The 20,230-nt window shown below is 72.6% G+C and carries 16 protein-coding genes; 9 read left to right on the plus strand and 7 right to left on the minus strand.

The genetic code is table 11. The annotated features are described in order from the left end of the window. Nucleotides 1–8: 8 nt before the first annotated feature. From efeO to ACOBQB_RS20535, 4 genes are all read left to right on the plus strand, one after another. Nucleotides 9–1,172, plus strand: a complete 1,164-nt coding sequence (gene efeO, locus ACOBQB_RS20520) for an iron uptake system protein EfeO (protein ID WP_423598616.1) — start codon at nucleotides 9–11, stop codon at nucleotides 1,170–1,172. Nucleotides 1,173–1,187: 15 nt separating this feature from the next. Next, nucleotides 1,188–2,444 carry an iron uptake transporter deferrochelatase/peroxidase subunit gene (efeB, locus tag ACOBQB_RS20525; RefSeq protein ID WP_423593624.1) on the plus strand — a complete coding sequence of 419 codons (1,257 nt, stop codon included), beginning with the start codon at nucleotides 1,188–1,190 and terminating at the stop codon, nucleotides 2,442–2,444. 4 nt (nucleotides 2,445–2,448) lie between these two features. After that, on the plus strand, nucleotides 2,449–3,303 hold the full coding sequence (efeU, locus tag ACOBQB_RS20530) for an iron uptake transporter permease EfeU (RefSeq protein ID WP_423593625.1): 855 nt from the start codon (nucleotides 2,449–2,451) through the stop codon (nucleotides 3,301–3,303). 109 nt (nucleotides 3,304–3,412) lie between these two features. Beyond that, nucleotides 3,413–4,327: a hypothetical protein gene (locus ACOBQB_RS20535; RefSeq protein ID WP_423593626.1), complete on the plus strand. Its 915-nt coding sequence runs from the start codon at nucleotides 3,413–3,415 to the stop codon at nucleotides 4,325–4,327. 20 nt (nucleotides 4,328–4,347) lie between these two features. Here the strand turns inward: ACOBQB_RS20535 and ACOBQB_RS20540 are convergent, their stop codons facing one another. Then, on the minus strand, nucleotides 4,348–5,073 hold the full coding sequence (locus ACOBQB_RS20540; RefSeq protein ID WP_423593627.1) for a bifunctional DNA primase/polymerase: 726 nt from the start codon (nucleotides 5,071–5,073) through the stop codon (nucleotides 4,348–4,350). Nucleotides 5,074–5,240: 167 nt separating this feature from the next. Between ACOBQB_RS20540 and ACOBQB_RS20545 the strand changes: the two genes are divergently transcribed. Continuing rightward, on the plus strand, nucleotides 5,241–6,137 hold the full coding sequence (locus ACOBQB_RS20545; protein ID WP_423593628.1) for a glycerophosphodiester phosphodiesterase: 897 nt from the start codon (nucleotides 5,241–5,243) through the stop codon (nucleotides 6,135–6,137). Between the two features lie 9 nt (nucleotides 6,138–6,146). On the opposite strand, the gene ACOBQB_RS20550 is transcribed toward ACOBQB_RS20545, so the two are convergent. Then, nucleotides 6,147–6,779: a TetR/AcrR family transcriptional regulator gene (locus tag ACOBQB_RS20550; RefSeq protein WP_423593629.1), complete on the minus strand. Its 633-nt coding sequence runs from the start codon at nucleotides 6,777–6,779 to the stop codon at nucleotides 6,147–6,149. A 233-nt stretch (nucleotides 6,780–7,012) separates the two neighbouring features. On the opposite strand from ACOBQB_RS20550, the gene ddaH reads away from it, so the two are divergent. Continuing rightward, nucleotides 7,013–7,846 carry a dimethylargininase gene (gene ddaH, locus ACOBQB_RS20555; RefSeq protein WP_423593630.1) on the plus strand — a complete coding sequence of 278 codons (834 nt, stop codon included), beginning with the start codon at nucleotides 7,013–7,015 and terminating at the stop codon, nucleotides 7,844–7,846. Here ddaH and ACOBQB_RS20560 read toward each other — a convergent pair. Next, nucleotides 7,843–9,843, minus strand: a complete 2,001-nt coding sequence (locus tag ACOBQB_RS20560) for a glycoside hydrolase (RefSeq protein ID WP_423593631.1) — start codon at nucleotides 9,841–9,843, stop codon at nucleotides 7,843–7,845. The two genes, ddaH and ACOBQB_RS20560, sit on opposite strands and share 4 nt — an antisense overlap. Before the next feature lie 202 nt (nucleotides 9,844–10,045). Between ACOBQB_RS20560 and ACOBQB_RS20565 the strand changes: the two genes are divergently transcribed. Then, nucleotides 10,046–10,546, plus strand: coding sequence for a hypothetical protein (locus ACOBQB_RS20565; protein WP_423593632.1), 501 nt, complete (start codon nucleotides 10,046–10,048; stop codon nucleotides 10,544–10,546). A 1-nt stretch (nucleotide 10,547) separates the two neighbouring features. On the opposite strand, the gene ACOBQB_RS20570 is transcribed toward ACOBQB_RS20565, so the two are convergent. From ACOBQB_RS20570 to ACOBQB_RS20580, 3 genes are all read right to left on the minus strand, one after another. Beyond that, nucleotides 10,548–11,540, minus strand: a complete 993-nt coding sequence (locus tag ACOBQB_RS20570; protein ID WP_423598618.1) for a small ribosomal subunit Rsm22 family protein — start codon at nucleotides 11,538–11,540, stop codon at nucleotides 10,548–10,550. A gap of 240 nt (nucleotides 11,541–11,780) precedes the next feature. Then, nucleotides 11,781–12,956: a serine hydrolase domain-containing protein gene (locus tag ACOBQB_RS20575; protein ID WP_423593633.1), complete on the minus strand. Its 1,176-nt coding sequence runs from the start codon at nucleotides 12,954–12,956 to the stop codon at nucleotides 11,781–11,783. Continuing rightward, complete coding sequence (locus tag ACOBQB_RS20580) at nucleotides 12,911–14,209, minus strand: Bcr/CflA family multidrug efflux MFS transporter (RefSeq protein ID WP_423593634.1); 1,299 nt, start codon at nucleotides 14,207–14,209, stop codon at nucleotides 12,911–12,913. Before ACOBQB_RS20580 ends, ACOBQB_RS20575 begins: the two co-directional genes overlap by 46 nt. A 199-nt stretch (nucleotides 14,210–14,408) precedes the next feature. Here ACOBQB_RS20580 and ACOBQB_RS20585 point away from each other — a divergent pair, with 199 nt between their 5' ends. Further along, nucleotides 14,409–15,764, plus strand: coding sequence for a hypothetical protein (locus ACOBQB_RS20585; protein ID WP_423593635.1), 1,356 nt, complete (start codon nucleotides 14,409–14,411; stop codon nucleotides 15,762–15,764). Between the two features lie 136 nt (nucleotides 15,765–15,900). Then, nucleotides 15,901–17,982: a glycosyltransferase family 4 protein gene (locus ACOBQB_RS20590; RefSeq protein WP_423593636.1), complete on the plus strand. Its 2,082-nt coding sequence runs from the start codon at nucleotides 15,901–15,903 to the stop codon at nucleotides 17,980–17,982. A 31-nt stretch (nucleotides 17,983–18,013) separates the two neighbouring features. Here ACOBQB_RS20590 and ACOBQB_RS20595 read toward each other — a convergent pair whose 3' ends face one another. Then, nucleotides 18,014–19,648 carry an alkaline phosphatase D family protein gene (locus ACOBQB_RS20595; RefSeq protein ID WP_423593637.1) on the minus strand — a complete coding sequence of 545 codons (1,635 nt, stop codon included), beginning with the start codon at nucleotides 19,646–19,648 and terminating at the stop codon, nucleotides 18,014–18,016. Nucleotides 19,649–20,230 lie beyond the last annotated feature (582 nt).

The following is a 20,230-nucleotide window of genomic DNA, read 5'->3' on the forward strand; positions in this document are numbered from 1 at the left end:
TGCGACCCGTGCGCCCCGCCCGCCTGTCCGTCGTCACCGCCGTCGCGACCGCCGCGGCCCTGACCGCCGTCACGGGCTGCACGGAGAAGAGCGACGCCAAGGGCGGCGCGAACAGCGTGAGCGTGACCGCCACCGATGACTCGTGCGAGGTCTCCAAGAAGAGGCTCTCCGCCGGTCACGTCGAGTTGGCCATCGAGAACAAGGGCTCCAAGGTCACCGAGGTCTACATCCTCTTCCCCGACGACCGCATCGTCAGCGAGCGCGAGAACATCGGCCCGGGCACCAAGCAGCGGCTCACCGCCGAGGTGAAGGCCGGTTCGTACGAGATCGCCTGCAAGCCCGGCATGAGGGGCGACGGCATCCGCCAGAAGGTCACCGTCACGGGTGGCGGCACGGCCGCGAAGCGCGACCCGCGCCTGGACAAGGCCGTCGCCGCCTACCGCGAGTACGCGCAGGAGCAGGCCGACGCGACGCTGCCGAAGGCGAAGGCCTTCACCGACGCCGTGCGCGAGGGCGACCTGACGGCCGCGAAGAAGGCATACGCCGACTCCCGCATCGGCTGGGAGCGCACCGAGCCCGTGGCGGAGTCCTTCGGCGACATCGACCCCAAGGTCGACGTCCGCGAGGACGGCCTGGAGGACGGTCAGGACCCGGAGAAGGAGTGGACGGGCTGGCACCGTCTTGAGCGGGCCCTGTGGAAGGACAAGAAGATCGGCAAGCGGGAGAAGGAGCTGGCCACCCTTCTCGACAGGGACCTCAAGGACTGGCAGAACCGCGTCGGCAAGGCCGTCATCACCCCCACCTCCATGGCCAACGGCGCCAAGGAACTCCTCGACGAGGTCGCCACCGGCAAGGTCACCGGCGAGGAGGAGCGTTACTCGCACACCGACCTGGTCGACTTCAAGGCCAACGTCGAGGGCGCCGAGAAGTCCTACGAGCTGCTGAAGCCGGTGGCCGCCGAGAACGACCCGAAGCTCACGAAGGAGCTCGACAAGCAGTTCGCGGCCCTGGACGCGCTCTTGGAGAAGTACCGCGAGGGCGGCAAGGACTCCTACGACTTCACCTCGTACGACAAGGTCGGCAAGGCGGACCGCAAGGAGCTGTCCGACGGCGTGAACGCGCTCGCGGAGCCGCTGTCGAAGCTCGCCGCGGCCGTCGCGAAGTCCAAGTAGCGGCAAGGGGGAACGATGGCCGAGGACGACACGGAGAACACGGGTGCGCCGTCGCGGCGCGCGCTGCTCGGCTGGGGTGGCGCCGGCCTCGCGCTCGGCGCGGCGGGCGCGGGCGCCGCGGTGGCGCTGACCCGCCCCGGTGACGCGGTGGCGCCCGCCGGGGACGCCGGGGCGGCCGTCCCCTTCCACGGCGCGCACCAGGCCGGGATCGCGACCGCCGTCCAGGACCGGCTGCACTTCGCGGCGTTCGACGTGAAGACGGACGACCGCGAGGAGTTCGTGCGGCTCCTCAAGGACTGGACGAAGGCCGCGGCGCGGATGACGGCCGGGCACACGGTCGGTGCGGGCGCCCACGGCGGGCTCGCCGAGGCGCCGCCGGACGACACCGGCGAGGCGCTCGGTCTGCCGCCGTCCCGGCTGACGCTGACGATCGGCTTCGGCCCCTCCCTGTTCGAGAGGTTCGGCCTGTCCGGCAAGCGCCCGGACGCGCTGGTCGACCTGCCCAGGTTCCCCGGCGACAATCTCGACAAGGCCCGCAGCGGCGGCGACCTGTGCGTGCAGGCCTGCGCGGACGACCCCCAGGTCGCCGTGCACGCCGTCCGCAACCTCGCCCGCATCGGCTTCGGCAAGGTCGCGGTGCGCTGGTCGCAGCTCGGTTTCGGCAAGACGTCGTCGACGACGCCGGACGCGCAGACGCCTCGTAACCTGTTCGGTTTCAAGGACGGCACGCGCAACGTGTCGGGGCGGGACGGCGCGGCGCTCGCGAAGCACGTGTGGGTCGGCGAGAAGGACGGGCCGGACTGGATGGCGGGCGGCTCGTATCTCGTGGCGCGGCGCATCCGGATGAACATCGAGACGTGGGACCGCACATCGCTCGGTGAGCAGGAGGACGTGTTCGGGCGCGACAAGGGCGAGGGCGCCCCGGTCGGCAGGGCCAAGGAGCACGACGAGCCGTTCCTGAAGGCGATGAAGCCCGACGCGCACGTCCGGCTCGCGCACCCCGACGCCAACGGCGGGGCGACGATCCTGCGGCGCGGCTACTCCTTCACGGACGGCACCGACGGTCTCGGCCGCCTGGACGCGGGGCTGTTCTTCCTCGCCTACCAGCGGGACGTGCGCAGCGGGTTCATCCCGGTCCAGCGCAATCTGGCGCGTTCCGACGCGCTCAACGAGTACATCCAGCACGTGGGTTCCGCGGTCTTCGCGGTCCCGCCGGGCGTCCGCGACAGCGACGACTGGTGGGGCAGGGGCCTGTTCACCGGGAAGGCATGAACGGATGTTCAGCTTCGGCAACTATCTGATAGGTCTGCGTGAGGGGCTTGAGGCCAGTCTGGTCGTCTGCATCCTCATCGCGTATCTGGTGAAGACGGGGCGGCGGGACGCGCTGGTGCCGATCTGGGCCGGCATCGGCGTCGCGGTGGCGCTGGCGCTCGGCTTCGGCTGTGCGCTGACCTTCGGCTCGCAGGAGCTGACGTTCAAGGCGCAGGAGGCGCTCGGCGGTTCGCTGTCGATCGTCGCCGTGGGCCTGGTGACGTGGATGGTCTTCTGGATGCGGCGCACGGCACGGCACCTGAAGGCGGAGCTGCACGGCAAGCTGGACTCGGCGCTCCGGATGGGCACGGCCGCGCTGGTGGCGACCGCGTTCCTCGCGGTGGGCCGGGAAGGGCTGGAGACGGCCCTGTTCGTGTGGGCGTCGGTGCGGACCTCCGGCGACGGTTCGCACGGACCTCTGATCGGCGCGGTCCTCGGGCTGCTGACGGCGGTGGTGCTGGGCTGGCTGTTCTACAAGGGCGCGGTCCGCATCAACCTCGCGAAGTTCTTCACCTGGACCGGCGCGATGCTGGTCGTGGTGGCGGCGGGTGTCCTCGCGTACGGCGTGCACGACCTCCAGGAGGCGGAGTTCGTCGGCGGTCTGCGGGACAAGGCGTTCGACATCAGCGGGACGATCCCGCCGGACAGCTGGTACGGCACGCTCCTGAAGGGCGTGTTCAACTTCCAGCCGGATCCGACGGTGGTCCAGGTCGTGGTGTGGCTGCTGTATCTGGTGCCGACGCTGGTGTTCTTCTTCGCCCCGGCGCGGACGGCGGCCGAGCCCCCTGCCGGGGCCGGGGCGGCTGTGCGGCCCCGGTAGGGTTCGGGCCCGGGAAGGGCGTAGGTGAAGGGACCCCATGAGTAAGGTGCGCAGGCTTCGCGGTCATTGCCGTCCGGTCGCGGCGGCGGCAGCGGTGACCTCCTTGGCGATGACGGCGACCGGTTGCGTGACGGTGCACGGCGAGCGGGAGGTCGTCCCGGCGGCGACGAAGGCCGAGGCGGCCCGGGCGCTGAAGGACTTCCTCGCCGCGTACAACAAGGCGGACAAGGAGCTGGATCCGGCGCTCGACGCGGCGCGGATCACGGGTCCGCTGGGCGCCATCAACCAGGCGGGGCTGAAGTCGCGGGGCGTGCAGCACCCGGGCGGCAACAAGAACCACGTGCCGCTGGAGCTGACGGATGTCACGTACGCGATCCCGAAGAAGGCCGGCTGGCCGCGCTGGTTCATGGCCGACTCAAAGGCCAACCGCCGCTCGGATCTGCGCTGGCTGTGGGTCTTCACCAAGGCCGGCCCCGACGACCTGTGGCGGGCCACGTACCTGAACCTCGTGGCGCCGAAGAAGATGCCCGAGCTGAAGAAGGACAAGGACGGCTGGGCCGAGCCGGTGGACGTGGCCGCGAAGAACCTCGCGATACCCCCGGCGGACCTCGGCGGGAAGTACACGTCGTATCTGAAGTCGGGCGGCGAGGGCTTCGCGCCGGGCGACCACACGAGCGGCTGGAAGGCGATCCGCGACAAGAATGGCAAGCGGGCCGGTCTGGCGGTGCAGTACATCGACGAGCCGCAGAACGCCGGTTCGTTCGCGCCGCTGGGGCTGCGCACCGAGGACGGCGGCGCGCTGGTGTTCTTCTCCACGCGCCACTACGAGAAGCAGACCGCTTTCAAGGGCCTGAGCCCGAGGGTCGACGCGGACGCGAAGGCCCTGCTCAAGGGCGAGGTGCGGCAGTCGTTGCTGCTGACGCGGGCCGCCAGCCAGGTGGTCGTGGACCCGGTGCGGTCCGGCGGCGACAAGGTGACGTTCCTCGGCCGCATCCAGGGGCTCACGGGAGCGAAGGGCGACTAGCTGCCCACCCTGCTGAGCCCTCAGCCCCGCAGCGGCCAGGCGGCGACGTCCTGCTGGGGCTCCCCCGCGACCCGCGCGCACTCGTCGGTGAGCGTCTCCAGGAGCGTCAGGGGGTCCGGCAGCGGATGCTCGGGGCCTCGCACCCAGCGCACGTCCAGGTCGCCGGGGAGCTTCGCGGGCGGCACCAGGACGTACGAGCCGCGGCAGTGCCAGCGCAGGCCCGGGTGTTCGTCCATCGTCTCGGGGTGGCAGTCCAGCTCGCAGGGCCACCACTCGTCCTCGTCCTCGGGGGTGCCCCGGGTGGCGGTGTAGAAGAGCATCCGGTCATCGCCCGACTCGGCGACGGGGCCGACGTCGATACCGGCCGCGAGCAGGCGCCGCAGGGCCTCGCGGCCGGCGGCCAGCGGCACGTCGAGAACGTCGTGGACCATGCCGGTCGCGGTGATGAAGTTGGCCTGCGGCTGGTTGCGGGCCCAGCGCTCGATCTGGCCGCGGTCGGTCGTGGACTGCGTCTGCCAGGCGAAGGAGACGGGGTGACGGGCGGGCGTGGGGCAGCCGATGCGGTCGCAGGAACATCGGTAGCCGGAGGGGTACGCGGCCGGGGCGAGCGGCAGCCCGGCCCCCGCGGCGGCCAGCAGCAGGTCCTCGCGGGCCCGGTCATCGGCCGCCGTGTCCTTGGGACGACGGCGAAGCCACTGGGAGAATTTGCCCTGCCCGCCGGACCGGCTGCCGAACTCCGCGCCCATCTAGCCCCTCACCTCGCCGTTGTGCCGAATGCATGACCCATGGTCCCACCATCCTGCGCCTCGGGGGGCCGGAGCCCACATCCGGGGTGCTCGGAGCGGTGCCGAGGGCGGACCGTATTGGCCGCCATTGTGTGGCACGTGCCGATTTGCCCACCTACGGTGTCGCCATGGTCATTAGGACTGCGCTGACCGGCCTGACGGCGCTGGCCCTCACGGCGCCGAGCGGCTTCCTCGCACCGATCGAGTGGGGCCACGGCCCCCTGACCGTGGACGTGCTGCCCCGCGTCGTCTACACGGCGCACCGCGGCGGCGCCCTGGAGGTGCCGGAGAACAGCATGGCGGGGCTGCTGGCGGCGTACGAACGCGGCACGGCGCACGTCATCGACTTCGATACGCGGATACTGCGCGACGGCACGCTGGTGGTCATGCACGACGAGACCCTGGACCGCACCACGTACGCGGCGGGCCCGGTGCGGCTGATGGACCGGGACAGCTGGCACGGCGTCCTGCTGCGGCCCGCCGCCGGGCTGCCCGGCCGGTGGCGTCCGGAGCGGGCGCCGACGGTCGAGGAGGTCCTCGACCGGTTCGGCGGGCGGATCATGCTGATGCTGGAGGCCAAGGACCCGCGGAGCGTGCGGAAGCTGGCCCGGCTGATCCGCGCCCGCGGCCTGACCCGCTCGGTCTTCGTGAACTCCAACAGCCCCGCGGTCGCGCGCCAGGCCCACCACCTGGGCCTGCTGACCCAGCTGTGGCGCTCCAAGGCACAGATGCGCACCGACCGGCCCGAGCGCTGGAGGGCGTACGTGGACGTCCTGGACGTGGACCACAAGGCGCGCGACCGTGATCTGGTGCGCGCGGTGAACTCGGGCATCCCGCGCGTGTGGGCGCACACGGTGACCACGGCACGCCAGCGTGACCGGGTGCTGCGGCTGGGCTGCAACGGCGTCATCACGGACGCGCCGGGGCTCCTCTCGCGCACGCCGGTCAAACGGCTCACGCGTACACCGGCGACGCGGCTCGCACGTGCGCCGGTCAAGCGGTCGAGGGTGCTGAGGCGCGCGTGATCAGGCCGATCAGGCGGGGCGCTTCGCGATGCCGTGGAGGGCGTACTCGACAAGCTTGTCCACGTAGTCGTGGGTCAGGGCGCCCGAGCGCATCAGCCAGCGCTGGGCGAGCGGGCTCGACCACAGCTCCAGGGCGATGCGGGGGTCGACGTCCGGCTGGACCTGCCCCGCTTCCTGGGCCCGGCGCACCCGGTCGACGAAGAGCTGGAGCTGCGGTTCGAGGAGTTTCTCCACGAACTCCTGGCCCAGCTCGGGGTTGAGCAGACCCTCGGCGGCGAGCGCGCGGTAGGGGGCGTCGTACTTGGGGTCGTTGAACTCGTCGACGGTGGCCCGCATCACGAACTTGAGGTCGGCCTCCAGGTCCCCCGAGTCGGGAATCTCGGTCTGGACCGTGTCGTGGCCCTCGCTCGCGGCCTCGGCGGCCTGCTGGGCGAGGTCGAGGAAGGCGTCGAGGAGCACGGCGCCCTTCGACGGCCACCAGCGGTAGATCGTCTGCTTGCCGACGCCGGCGCGGGCCGCGATCGCCTCGATCGTCAGCTTGGCGTAGCCGACCTCTCCGACGAGGGCGAGGGCGGCGTCGTAGATGGCGCGGCGCGAGCGTTCGCTGCGGCGCGTGGAGTCCGGGGCGGTCTTCTGGGCCATGTCATCGACAGTAGCAGCGCCGAACCGAGACGTACCGTCTATACGAGACGAGCCGTCTCGCCCGCAACCACCCGTTCGGTGCACAGCGCGAAGGCCCCGCAGACCGCACCATGGCAGCAACTGCCCCTCAGAAGGCGGCGACCGCCCCACAAACAGCGGCGACTGCCTCACCATGGGCAGCAGCTGACCCACACCGGGCAGCACCTGGACCAGCGGTACGTGAGGAGCCTTCTTTGTCCCGTTTTCCTCGCTCTCCTCGGCGCGCCACACCCCGGCGCTATCTGATGTGCCCACCGGCACACTTCAAGGTCACGTACTCCATCAACCCCTGGATGGACCCCGCGAAGCCCGTCGACGTCCCGCTCGCCGTCGCCCAGTGGGAGGACCTGCGTGACCGTTACCGCTCGCTCGGCCACACCGTCGAAGAGCTGACCCCCCGCCCCGGGCTGCCGGACATGGTCTTCGCCGCGAACGGCGCGACCGTCGTCGAGGGGCGGGTGCTCGGCGCGCGCTTCGCCTACCGCGAGCGCGAAGAGGAGGCCGCGGCCCACCTGGAGTGGTTCCGCGCGCACGGCTTCACCGAGCTCCACGAACCCGTCCACATCAACGAGGGCGAGGGCGACTTCGCCGTCACCTCCTCCTACGTCCTGGCCGGGCGCGGCTTCCGGGCCAGCCCCCTCTCGCACGGCGAGGCACAGGAGTTCTTCGGCCGCCCGGTGATCGGGCTCGACCTGATCGACCCCCGCTACTACCACCTGGACACCGCGCTGGCCGTCCTGGACGACGCGGCGGACGAGGTCATGTACTACCCGCCCGCCTTCTCGCCCGGCAGCCAGGCGGTCCTGCGGCGTCTCTTCCCCGACGCGGTGATCGCCGAGGAGCCCGACGCCGAGGCGCTCGGGCTCAACGCCGTCTCCGACGGGCTCCATGTGCTGCTCCCCCAGGCCGCGTTGGGGCTGTACGAGCCGCTGCGGGAGCGCGGCTACGAACCCATCGGGATGGACCTGAGCGAGCTGCTCAAGGGCGGCGGCAGCGTGAAGTGCTGCACGCAGGAGCTGCGGGGCTAGGCCTTCGGGAGGCCGGCCGGGCAGAGCCGGCGCGGCGCGTCGTCACCCTTGAGGCGGGCATCGACGCAGCCGCCCGGCAGCCCCTTGTACGCCGTGGTGCCGAAGTTGGCCGTCACCGTCAGCGCGCCCTTGCCGAAGACCGTGCGCTGGACGGTGCGGTCCTTCGTCAACTGCCGAAAGGAGGTGAGCTGTTCGGCGCCGGCCGCCTTGTGCAGGGGCGAGAAGTACTTCTGGAGGGCGGCCAGTTCGGCGCCGTGCTTCTTCAGCGAGGGTCCGTCCAGGACGTAGTTGAGGGGGGTGTTGTAGAGCATCGCGAGCAGGGCGCGCGTGGTCTTCTGCGCGGGCAGCTTCTCGTACGAGAGCTCCCAGCGCTCGGTGTTGACGAGCGAGCCGTGCAGCGCGGTCTCGTAGAGCGGGGCGCGGTAGCGGGGGTCGTACATCGCCTTGGCCAGGTCGGCGGGGAGGTCGACCGGCTTGAAGAAGACGCCGGGTGCGGTCTCCGGGTAGTAGCCGCCCCACTTCTCGCGGTCCTTCTGGAGCTTCCACATGCCGTCGGCGACCGGGGTCGCGCCGCCGTGGTCGAAGGCCAGTGCCTTGTTCGCCCACGCCTGCGCGGTCTCCGAGCCGAGGACGAGCCCGGTGTCCGCGATGCGCCGCATCCGCGCGAGGCGGTTCGCGCGGTCCTGGGCCTTGGTCATGCGGTGGCCCTTGCCGTGGTCGCGGAAGAGTTCGCCGGTGGCGTCGACGTCGAGGAAGTAGCTGTCGGCGCCGTTGGCGACCATCGAGCGGGTGCGGTCGGCGAGGTAGTGGTGCTTCTTCTCCGCCTGCTCGAAGGCCTGGGAGCTGAGGTAGCAGCCGCGGCCGCCGAAGCCGGTCTCGGGGCTGCCCTTGGCGTCCCGTACGCAGAAGTCCGGGTAGACGGTGCCGGGCCAGATCGCGTTCGGGGCGTCGGCGGTCTTCGGGTCCTGGCCGTTGGCGAAGGAGTCGTAGGGGCCGGTGAGGTACCCGGCCTTCTGCGCGGCGCTCACCGCGTCCTTGTCCGGGTAGGGCTCCCCGTCGTAGCCGAGCCACATCCGGTCGACGCCCAGCTTGCGCAGCTGCTCCACGGCGGGAGCCTTGCGGGCGTCGCCCCAGGTGTAGGCGTGGAAGGCGCCGAGGAGGCGGCCGGTGGCGGGATTCTTCGCGATCTTCCGCTTGAGGCTGCCGAGTCGGCCGCGCTCGGCGAGGTAGGAGCGGTAGTCGGCGGCGGGCGCGACCGGGTTGCCGTCGGTGAGGGCGAAGGTGACGGAGTAGTCGCGGGTGCCGTCGCCGCCGTCGAAGGTGTGCTCGGCCGTGGCGCGCAGCCGGCCGCCGGGGGCGGTGAAGCCGAGGGTCGTGCCGATGTCGGTGGGGGTGAGGTAGCTGACGCCGGTGCGCTTGCCGAGGGAGTAGCCCCACAGCGGCAGGGTCAGATCGGCGCCGACGTCCACGGCGGTGCCCGCGAGTCCACCCTTTCCGGTGGTCCAGAAGGAGTCGCCGACGGGGATGTCCAGGCCTTCGCCGCGCGGGAGTTGGAGGGCCGAGGCGGTGGCGTCGGTGCCGGTGACGGGCCAGCTGACGGCGGTGTCGCGGTGCGCCCTCAGCCGCAGCGCGAGGCGGCCGTGGTCGGTGCGGGCGGTGACGTCGATGCCGCGCTCGGGGTAGCTCCAGCGGGCCCGCTCCTTGCCGGTACGGGTGACCGGTCCGGGGCGGCCGAGGTCGGTGCCGGCGGCTTCGGAGAGGGTGAGGTCGCGGCCGTCGCGGGTGTGGGCGCGTACGGCGAGGGTGGCGGTGTCGACGGACGCCGTGCCGCCGTCGAGGGCGAGCTCGACGCGGTGGCCGTACGCGGGTTCGGCGTCGGCGGTGAAGGTGTGAGCGGTGGCTCCGGCCGCGGCGAGGGCCAGGGCGGCGGAGGCGGCGAGGAAACGGCCCCCAGGCCGCCTGCGGGCGTGGCCGGGAGAACTGGTCGTGGCAGTCATGGGGATGTGGATACTCACCGCTTCTAAGAGGGTTGTGAGAACGGCGGTGAGAAGCGGGTCAACTCCACGTGCCGCGGGTCCTCGTGGTACCAATGCGGGCGCGCGGGAACCACAGACGGCTTTTTCGCGTCGCTCCACGAGAACCGAACAGCGGGCCCACCCGGGCCCCGGGGGAAGAAGAGGTATCAGCGCAGTGAATCGCATGCGCACGTCCGTCGCGGTCCTGGCCACCGCAGGAGCACTCACCGCAGGTCAGCTCGGTATGGCCGGGGCCGCGTCCGCGTCGGAGGGGCCGTCCGCACGGGCCGCATCGGCCGCGCCGAGCGCCGCTCCGCGGAGCTCGGGCTGCCCGATCGACATCGTCTACACGTCCCGCTTCCAGATCGACCGGAACGGCTGGGTCACCAACGGGGGCCTGTACTTCGGGCTGAAGAACAAGAGCACCAAGAGTTTCAATAAGGTCACCTTCACCGTGACCAACGTGAAGAACATCCGCTTCGGCCGGGCGACGCCCAAGGGCGGCAAGGTCACACACAAGACGTCCAAGACCGTCTCCGTGTACGACAAGAGCCTCGCGGGCAAGGCCAAGCTCGGCGTCAAGGTGCAGACGCGCCTGCTGAGCAAGAACACCTACAAGGTGAAGTTCGCCGTGCGCGGCAACGGCTGGAACTGCGCCGTCGACCAGGGCACCTGGGGCGCCTGAGTCACCCCTCGGACCGGGGCGGCCACGCGTCGCCCCAGTCCGTGTCGCGTGCCGCGCGGTAGAGGGGCCCGTGCCGCTTGGTCACGGTCACCCTGCTCAGCTGCTCCTCGGCCCCGCACAGGTCGAGGAGCACCTGGCCCTTGCGGATCTGGGGCCTGCGGATCACGCGGTTCGGCGGCGGGACCGGGTCGAAGCGGGTCGCCGCGACGTAACTGAACTTCTCGTCCTCGTACGCCAGTGAGCCGCCCTTGACCTGGCGGTGCAGCGACGACCTGCTGACGCGCGCCGAGAAGTGGCACCAGTCCGTGCCGGGCTCGATGGGGCAGGCCGCGCTGTGCGGGCAGGGCGCGGCGACGTGGTATCCCGCCGCGATCAGCCGGTCACGCGCCTCGATGATCCGCGCGTAGCCGTCGGGGGTGCCCGGCTCGACGATGACGACGGCCTGCGTGGCCGCGTCGGCCGCCGCGTCGACGACCGCGCGCCGGTCGGCCTCGGTCAACTCTTTCAGAACATACGACACGGTGACGAGGTCGGCGCCGTCGAGGGTGAGCGACGCGCCGATACGGGAGCGCTGCCACCGCGTGGTGCTCAACTGGGGGGCGGCCTCGGCCAGTTCACGTCCGAGGGCGAGTGCGGGCTCGGCCCAGTCGAGGACCGTGACGGGGCGCCGGCCCTCCCAGGTCGCCGCGGTGGCCCAGACCGCCGCGCCGGTGCCGCCGCCGACGTCCACCTGGCTGCCGGGCGCCCATCCCTCCGGGGCCGCGTCCGCGAGGGCGGTCAGCGCGGAGCGGACGGCCTCGAAGGTCGCGGGCATGCGGTAGGCCGCGTACGCGGCGACGTCGGCGCGGTCGCGCAGGATCGGCGCGTCGGTGGGGGTGCGGCCCCGGTAGCTGGCGATCAGCCGCTCGACGGCCTGCGCGGCCTGCGTGGGCGGCACCCCGTCCAGCGCCCTCGCGAGGGCACCGCTCAGGATTTCGGCCGGGGAGTCGTTCAGGTCGTTCACCCAGCGAGTCTACGGGGGGGCAGGGTCCGGTCCCTTCGGCGCCATCGCGTCTGCCGGCCTCCCCCGTCCGGCGGGTGCGGACCGGACTGGGCCGGTCGCGCAGTTCCCCGCGCCCCTGGGGGGCGGGACTCGGGCTCCGTCAGGGGCGCGGGGAACTGCGCGAGCAACCACGAACCCACCCGCAGACGACATCGCACCCCCTGACGGGCGGCGGGGTGCAGCCCCGCAGGATCAACGGCCCCGTGCCGCGCGGGCGAGTCTCGTGGCCGCGGCCGCGCGGGGGCCGTTGTCCGGCGGCCTGCGCCGCGGGTGCACCGTGTTCCCGAGAAGGACCAGGAACGTGTCGGTCGCCGCGTCGATGACCAGGGACGTTCCCGTGAACCCTGTGTGGCCGGCCGCGCCGCGTCCCGCCAGTTCTCCCATGAACCACGGCTGGTCGATGGCGAAGCCGAGGCCGGAGCCGGTGAACAGCAGCTCGACGAAGTCGGGGCCGAGGATGCGGGCCCTGCCGTACGAGCCGCCGCACAGCAGGGTGCGGCAGAACACCGCCAGGTCCCGCGCCGTGGAGAAGAGGCCCGCGTGCCCGGCCACGCCACCGAGCGCCCACGCGTTCTCGTCGTGGACGACACCCCGCAGCATCCCGCGGTCGGCCTTCGCCCACGGCCTGCGCTGGTCCTCCGTCGCGGCCGCGTCCGGGCGCGGCCCGAAGCCGGTGCGGGCCATGCCGAGCGGCCGCGTGATGCCCTCGCGGACGAGGGCGTCGAGGCGGCGGCCGGTGACGCGCTCCAGGACGTGCTGGAGCAGCAGCATGTTCAGGTCGGAGTAGACGTACTCGCCGGGTTCGGCGACCGGCGCCTCGGCGTGCAGCGCCGCGAGCCGCGAGGCGTGGTCCGGACAGTCGTAGAGAGGGAGTTCGGGCCGGAGTCCCGAGGTATGCGTGAGGAGCTGGCGCAGCGTGATGCCGTGCTCGGCTGCGGCCCGGAATTCGGGGAGATACGCCCCGACGAGCGCGTCGATGCCGAGCGTGCCCCGCTCCAGCTGCTGCACGGCGGCGACCGTCGTGAAGAGCTTGGTGAGCGAGGCCACGTCGAAGGGCGTGTCCGTGCGCATCGGCGCGCGCCACTCGGGCGGCAGCTCGACGCCCGCGTCGGTCTGCGGGTCGTACGAGGCGTAGCGCACCGCCCAGCCCGCGGCGGCCTCGGCCGCGATCACCGGGCCGCGGCCCACGGCCACCACGGCCCCCGCGCACCAGGGCCGCGGCCCCCGCGTCAGCTCGCGCACCTCGGCGACGAGGCGGTCGATCTCGTGCGGGTCGAGGCCCGCGCGGTCGGGGGTGCCGGTGCGCAGGAGCCGTGGTGTGCTCAGTGGTCCGCCTCCTCCGTGGGCCGTTGCTGCCAGGGGCGGCACAGTCCCACGAAGCAGGCGATGGCCGCCACCGCGCAGACCAGTTGGACGACGGCCATCGGGACGGCCGTGTCCTCGCCCGCGATGCCGACGAGCGGCGAGGCGATCGCGCCGATGAGGAAGGAGGTGGTGCCGAGGAGCGCGGAAGCGGAACCGGCGGCGTGGGGGGTGCGGGTGAGGGCGAGCGACTGGGTGTTGGGCATGGCGAGGCCCATCGCCGACATCAGGACGAAGAGCCCGGCGGCGACGGGGAACAGTCCGATGTCCCGGGAGCCACCGAAGACGCCGGCGGTCATGAGCAGCAGCGCGGTCGCGGCGACGGTGATGGTCGCCAGGCCGAGGGCGAGCACCTTGTTGAGGCTGACGCGGCCGACGAGGACCTTGCCGTTGATCTGGCCGACGGCGATCAGTCCGATGGAGTTGACGCCGAAAAGGAGGCTGAAGGTCTGCGGGGAGGCGCCGTAGATCTCCTGGATCACGAAGGGCGAGGCGGAGATGTAGGCGAAGAGCGCGGCGAAGGCGAAGCCGCCCGCGATCATGTAGCCGGTGAAGACGCGGTCGGCCAGCAGCGACTTCATGGTGCGCAGGGCTGCCGACGTGCCGCCGCTGTGCCGCTTCTCGGGGGCGAGGGTCTCGGGCAGGCGCCGCCACACCAGGAGGGTCAGCGCGATGCCGACGCCGGTGAGGACGACGAAGATGCCGCGCCAGTCGGTGAAGCGCAGGACCTGGCCGCCGATGAGGGGCGCGACGATCGGGGCGACGCCGGAGATCAGCATCAGGGTGGAGAAGAAGCGGGCCATCTCCACGCCGTCGTACAGGTCGCGGACGACGGCGCGGGCGATGACGATGCCGGCCGCACCGGCGAGGCCCTGGAGGAGGCGGAAGCCGATGAGGAGCTCCGCGGTGGGCGCGAAGGCGCAGATGGCGGTGGCGAGGATGTAGACGAGCAGGCCGACGAGGAGCGGGCGGCGGCGCCCCCACTTGTCGCTCATCGGGCCGACGACGAGCTGGCCGAGGGCCATGCCCATCAGGCAGGCGGTCAGCGTCAGCTGGACGGTGGCGGCCGGGGCGCGCAGCGCGTCGGTGACCTCCGGCAGGGCCGGGAGGTACATGTCCATGGAGAGCGGCGGGACCGCGGTGAGGCCGCCGAGCACGAGGGTGACCAGGGCTCCGGTACGGCGGAGGGCGGCGGCGCCCGGGGGCTGCGCCGCCTTCGGTATCCGGTGCTCTTCCGTGGTCTGCCCGCGCTCAGGCATCGCGCCCCTCCCGGTCGTGTGGAATCCGCCGTCCATGGTCGCAGCTCCGGGCGCGTGCTCGGGACCCGCCCCGTGCCGGCCGCCGCCTCGCCCGGCGGTTTTGTGTGACGACCTGAAGTCCCACTCGTTTGGCTTCAGCGCGGGGCCGTTTCCTCGAGTTCGTCGGGCCCGCTTCGCGCGAGAAGCGGAGTGACACGCCATGCGCATGCGGAAACTACTGCTGGCCGTGCTCATCGGCCTCGCGACCCTGGCCTTCACCGTGCCCCCGCCACTCCCTTCGGCCGGTGGCGCGCGGTGCCGTGACACGACGCTGGTGGGGGTGGCGCACCAGGACGACGACCTGCTCTTCGTCAACCCGGAGATCGCCGAGGACTTCGACCGGGGCAGTTGCCTGCGTGTGGTGTACGTGACGGCGGGTGACGCCCATCTGGCATGGGCGGGAGGGTATGCCGTCCGCCGTGAGCGGGGCGTACAGCAGGCGTACAGCGCGCTCGCCGGGCGGCCGACGCGGGCCGGGGAGCCCAGCCCTTGGCAGGCCTCCCCGGTGCGGGTCCACGGGCGGACCGTGCACGGGGTGCGCCTGGACAACGGACCTCTGCGGCCGGACATCCGGCTGCTGTTCCTGCGGCTGCCCGACGGCGGCTGGCGCGACGAGGCGTCGCGGCGCCACAGCTTGCTGGCGCTCTTCCAGTCGCGGATCCGCTCGCTGCGCGCCGTGGACGGCTCCGCCCGGTACACGGAAGCGGCGCTGGTCGCCACTCTGACCGCCCTCGTCGAACGGTTCCGGCCCCACACCGTGCGCACCCTGGACTACGCCAACACCGCGCTGAAGTCGTCCGGCGAGGAGTGGGCCGACCACAACGATCACGCGGTCACCGCCCGCTATCTCCGCCTGGCGGCCCTGCGGGCGCGCCCGGAAGGGGGTCCGCCGCCGCGTCTGACCGGACACGAGGGATACGGGAACGCCGTGCGCCCGCCCAATCTCGACGCCGCCCGGGCCGCCCGCAAGGCCGCCCTGTTCGGGCACTACTACGTCCATGACGAACGACGGGCGATCAGCTGTCCGGGGCAGCACTGCGCGCCCACCAGGAAAGTGGCGGCGCAGTACGCGCGGTGGCTTGAGCGGAGTTACGCGCGACCGTTGCCCGACCCCCGCCCCGGCACCGTCGTCTCCTGGATCGGATCCACGGCCTCCGGGTTCACCGCGCCCGATCTCTGTCTGACGCGCGGCGGTGGCACGGTACGTTCGGCCCCGTGCACCGGCACGGTCCGCCAGCGCTGGCGGATCGCGGACGGCGTTCTGGAGGCCTGGGGCGGGCGGGGTGACGGCGGCGGCCGTCGCTGCGTACGTGTCGGGGGCCCGGCGGTCGCGCTCGGACCTTGCACCGACGGCGCACCGGCCCGGTGGGTGCTCACGCGGCGCGGCCGGTTGCGCACCCGCGAGGGCTGTCTGACGCAGGACGACCTGCTGCGGCCGCGCCCCGCGCTGCGCCTGGCCGCCTGCACCCCGAGCGATCCGGGGCAGCGCTGGTTCACCCGGTTCCGGCTCCGGTGACGGGTCAACGCGGCGCCCGCCCGTTCACCGTACGGAGTGCCCGTCGCGTTCCGTCGCGTGTGCTCACCGGCAGAGCTCCCGGGGCGTGGAAACGTGACGGGCCTCACCCGATTGCCGCCGACCTGAGCAAGGCTCGATGAAAATCTCTTTCCTGCTGCAGAACGCCTACGGGATCGGTGGCACCGTCCGTGCCACCTTCAATTCCGCCGGTGCCCTCGCCGAGCGCCACGACGTCGAGATCGTCAGCGTCTGGCGCACACACGACAGGCCCTGTCTGCCGCTCAGCAGAAAGGTCCGGCTGCGGCCGCTGATCGACAGACGCAGGGACGCGCCCCGCAACGACCTCGGCAGCGCGCTGCTCGGCACGCCGAGCGCGCTGGTCCCGCCGGTCGAGGCGCGCGGGTCCGGTTTCGACGGCCTCACCGACCAGCGGGTGGCCCGCTTCCTCGGCCGTACCGACGCCGACGTGGTGGTGGCCACCCGGCCCGGCCTGGTCATCTACCTGGCCGCGTTCGGCCGCCGCCACTACCTGCGGATCGGCCAGGAGCACCGCGTCTACGGCACGCACGAGCCCGGCATCCGCGCCGCCCAGGACGCCGCCATCGCCACGCTGGACGCGCACACCACCATCACGGAGGCGGACGCCGTCACGCACCGCCGGCACCTCGCGGCCACCGGCACCCCGATCGTGTCCCTGCCCAACGCCTCGCCCCGGCCGCCGCTCACCACCGCGCAGGACGGCGAGGCCCCGCTGGTCATCGCGGGCGGGCGCCTCATCCCGGTGAAGCGGTACCACCTCCTCGTGGAGGCCTTCGCCGCCGTGGCCGCCGCGCACCCGCGGTGGCGGCTGCGGATCTACGGCCGCGGGCCCCAGCACGCCGCGCTGCGCGCCCGCATCGACGAACTCGGCCTCAGCGACCACGTCTTCCTGATGGGCGCCAACCCTTCCCTCGCCACGGAGTGGGCCAAGGGCGCGATCGCCGCCGTCACCTCGCGCGAGGAGTCGTTCGGCATGACCATCGTGGAGGCCATGCGGTGCGGCACCCCCGTGGTCGCCACCGACTGCCCCCACGGGCCCGCCGAGATCATCCGGGACGGCGAGGACGGTCTGCTCGTCCGCTCGGGCGACCGCGACGCCGTGGCCCGGGGCCTGCTCAGGCTCATCGAGGACGCCGATCTGCGGCGCGCCATGGGCAGCGCCGCGCGGCGCAACGCCGAACGGTACGCGCCGGAGAACATCGCCCGGCGCTACGAGGAACTGTTCGACGAACTGAACGCCACCTCCCCACCCGCCCCGGCCCCGCTCGACCGCCGTGTGGTGGCCGGTGCCTGGCGGGCCCGCGCCGCCACCGGGCGCACCCTGCGCCGGGCCCTGCGCGGGGCCCGGCGGTGGCGGTCGGCGGGTCCCGGCCCGCTGCGCCCGAAGTCGGCGTGCTCGGTGAACGCGGCGGGCGATCTCGTCGTACGGCTGGAGCGGGCCGGGATGCCCGGCGACGCGTTCACGCTGACGGCGACGTTGCGCGGCTCCGACGGCCTGGGCGGCCACCTGATCGAGATGCCGCTGCGGCGGCCGGAGACCGACGACGCCCCGTGGACGGTCGTGCTGGAACGCCGTGCCCTCCTGCTCGCCGAGGGCCGCTGGGACTTCCACGTCGTCCGGGCGGACGACGGGGCACGGCACCGCGTCACCTCCTCGGCGGTCGAGCAGCAGGGCCTGCTCGGCCTGGAACCCTTGCCGGAAGCGCCGTTCAGCTGGTGGATTCCGTACCCGACCGTGAAGAACAACCTTTCCGTACGGACCTGGAAGCGCCCCGCGCACGCGGAAGCGCACACCCTGACCACCGGCTCGACGTCGTGCACGGTCGAAGGCACCCTGTACGGCGCGCGGTTCGCGCAGGGACAGCGCCCCCGCCTCCTCGCCGTGCCGCGCCACGATCCGTCGGCCGCCTTCGAGACGGAGGTGACGGCGCTGGGTGCGGACCGCTTCCGCTTCTGTCTGGCGTACCCCCGCGCGCTGGAGGCCTGCGGCGGGGAAGCGGAGACCCTGGACCTGGTGCTGCGGCTGTCCCCGGGGCCGAGCCGGTCCGCGTGGCGCGCGTCGTCGGTGACGTCATCGACCGCAAGCGGACCGACGTGTATCCGGCCGCGGAACTGCCCGGCCCCCGGGACGGTGCCGCCGCCTCGGTGCGGCCCCGTTTCACCGCGGGCAACGACCTGACCCTGGTGGTCAGGTGGGCGCCAGGGGGCGGTTACGCGGGCCGCAGCCCCGGGGCGCCCGCCTCCGTCACGAAGGACGCGGCCGTCCTGATGGGCGCCCCGGGGGTGGTGACCGACGAGACGGTCTTGAAGTCCGCCCGCGCGGAGCCCCGGCCGAGGCCGACCGTGACGTAGCCGCGCCGTCCGTTGTAGAACTTCAGGTGCGGGTTGGCCTTGGTGTACGTCTCCCAGTTGGCCGGTTTGTCCGCGCCGTCCTTGCCGCTGGCGATGGACGTCGCGACGATCTCCGTGCCGAGGGTCTTGGAGGCGGGGTCGTCGAAGTCGGCCTTGATGTCGAAGGCGTAGCCGACGTGCACGTCACCGGTGAGGACCATGAGGTTCTCCAGACCCGCGGCCTTCGCGCCCGCGAGGACCCGGGTGCGGGAGGCGCGGTAGCCGTCCCAGGCGTCCATGGAGAGCTTCGCCCGCGCGGTCAGGTCCAGCTTGCGCTGAGAGAAGGTGACCTGCTGCGGGACGACGTTCCACAGGGCGCGCGAGCGGCGCCAGCCGTCGATGAGCCAGCGCTCCTGGGTGGCGCCGGTGATGGTGCGCCTCGGGTCGTCCGACTCGGGTCCCGGGGCGTGGGCCTTGTCGCCGTAGGCCTGGTCGGAGCGGTACTGCCGGGTGTCGAGGATGTCGAACTGCGCGAGGCGGCCCCAGACCAGGCGCCGGTAGAGCTGCGCGTCCGGGCCCTTGGGCAGCTGCGGACGGCGCAGCGGCAGGTTCTCCCAGTACGCGCGGTAGGCGGCGGCGCGGCGCAGCAGGAACTCGGCGGGCGGGTTGCCGTTCTCGTCGATGTCGTCGGCGTAGTTGTTCTCGGTCTCGTGGTCGTCCCAGGTGACGACGAAGGGGTGCGCGGCGTGTGCGGCGCGCAGGTCGGGGTCGGACTTGTAGAGGGCGTAGCGCAGGCGGTAGTCCTCCAGGGTCACGGTCTCCTTGTTGAAGTGGGCGGGCAGCGTGCGGTCGGTGTACATGCGGGCGCCGCCGGTCGCGTTGACCGCGTACTCGTAGAGGTAGTCGCCGAGGTGGAAGACGACGTCGACGTCGTCCTGCGCCAGGTGCTTGTACGCGGTGAAGTAGCCGTCGTGGTACGCCTGGCAGGAGACGGCGGCGAGGGTGAGGGAGCCGGGGCGGCTGCCGGGCGCGGGCGCGGTGCGGGTGCGGCCGGTCGCGCTGACCCAGCGGCCCGTCTTGAAGCGGAAGTAGTAGCCGCGGCCGCTCTCCAGGTGGTCGACCTCGACGTGCAGGGTGTGGTTGAACTCGGGGTGCGCGGTGACCGTGCCGCGTCTGGCGATGCGGCGGAAGCGGGCGTCGTGGGCCAGTTCCCAGCGGACGGTGACGCGCTCCTTGGGGAGGCCGCCGCCCGGCTGGTAGGGGGCGGGAGCGAGCCGGGTCCAGAGCAGGACCGAGGAGGGCAGGGGGTCTCCGGAGGCGACACCGAGGGTGAAGGGGTCGTCCTTGATGCGGCGGCCGTCCAGCTCGGCGGCGGCCGCGACGCCCTCGGTGGGCAGGTCGGTGGCGAACGCGAGCGCGGCGGCGGCGCCCGTGACGGTGAGGAAGCGGCGGCGCCCCAGGTGGCGGGCGGCGGCCCGGAGTTCGGGCGAGTGCTGCTGGGCTGCGGGTGTCATGTGGCCCTCCCCTGACGATTGGTGTCAGGGGCATGTAAGTGGCGGGGGGCGACGCCCGCCTGTCGCGTACACAACAGCCGCATGGCGGTCGGATGATGTCCGCGTGGACGCCCCTCCCGTACGCTGCGGGGCCATGAACGCTGAGCGAACTGACCTGCCGGACGCGCCGAAACCCACCGCGAGGACGGCCAGGGACCATGCCGCGGAGCCCGCCGCCGGCGGCACCGTGGAGGCCGTCGCGGACAGCACCGGGGAGGCCACTGCGGAGCCCATCGCGGACAGCACCGCGGAGAGCGTCGCCGACAGCACCACGGAGACCACCATGGAGGACACCACGAGGACCGCCGTGGCCGCCCAGACGGACAGCACCGTGAAGCCCCGGGCGGACAGCACCGTGGAGCCCGCCCCCGACAGCACCACGGAGACCGCCGTGGAGGACACCACGAGGACCGCCGTGGCCGCCCAGACGGGCAGCACCGTGAAGCCCTCGGCGGACAGCACCGCGGAGAGCGTCGCCGACAGCACCGTGGAGACCACCATGGAGGACACCACGAGGACCGCCGTGGCCGCCCAGACGGGCAG

Source organism: Streptomyces sp. G5(2025) (assembly GCF_049542075.1).
Lineage (GTDB): Bacteria > Actinomycetota > Actinomycetes > Streptomycetales > Streptomycetaceae > Streptomyces.

What these genes read in the sequence shown, in the direction of transcription:
- ACOBQB_RS20535 (WP_423593626.1), top strand. Translation starts at nt 3,413, where the DNA reads ATGACGGCGACCGGTTGCGTGACGGTGCACGGCGAGCGGGAGGTCGTC.
- ACOBQB_RS20540 (WP_423593627.1), bottom strand. Translation starts at nt 5,073, where the DNA reads ATGGGCGCGGAGTTCGGCAGCCGGTCCGGCGGGCAGGGCAAATTCTCC.
- ACOBQB_RS20550 (WP_423593629.1), bottom strand. Translation starts at nt 6,779, where the DNA reads ATGGCCCAGAAGACCGCCCCGGACTCCACGCGCCGCAGCGAACGCTCG.
- ACOBQB_RS20545 (WP_423593628.1), top strand. Translation starts at nt 5,241, where the DNA reads ATGGTCATTAGGACTGCGCTGACCGGCCTGACGGCGCTGGCCCTCACG.
- ACOBQB_RS20595 (WP_423593637.1), bottom strand. Translation starts at nt 19,648, where the DNA reads ATGACACCCGCAGCCCAGCAGCACTCGCCCGAACTCCGGGCCGCCGCC.
- efeU (WP_423593625.1), top strand. Translation starts at nt 2,449, where the DNA reads ATGTTCAGCTTCGGCAACTATCTGATAGGTCTGCGTGAGGGGCTTGAG.
- ACOBQB_RS20580 (WP_423593634.1), bottom strand. Translation starts at nt 14,209, where the DNA reads ATGCCTGAGCGCGGGCAGACCACGGAAGAGCACCGGATACCGAAGGCG.
- ACOBQB_RS20585 (WP_423593635.1), top strand. Translation starts at nt 14,409, where the DNA reads ATGCGCATGCGGAAACTACTGCTGGCCGTGCTCATCGGCCTCGCGACC.
- ACOBQB_RS20590 (WP_423593636.1), top strand. Translation starts at nt 15,901, where the DNA reads ATGAAAATCTCTTTCCTGCTGCAGAACGCCTACGGGATCGGTGGCACC.
- ACOBQB_RS20565 (WP_423593632.1), top strand. Translation starts at nt 10,046, where the DNA reads ATGCGCACGTCCGTCGCGGTCCTGGCCACCGCAGGAGCACTCACCGCA.
- efeB (WP_423593624.1), top strand. Translation starts at nt 1,188, where the DNA reads ATGGCCGAGGACGACACGGAGAACACGGGTGCGCCGTCGCGGCGCGCG.
- ACOBQB_RS20560 (WP_423593631.1), bottom strand. Translation starts at nt 9,843, where the DNA reads ATGACTGCCACGACCAGTTCTCCCGGCCACGCCCGCAGGCGGCCTGGG.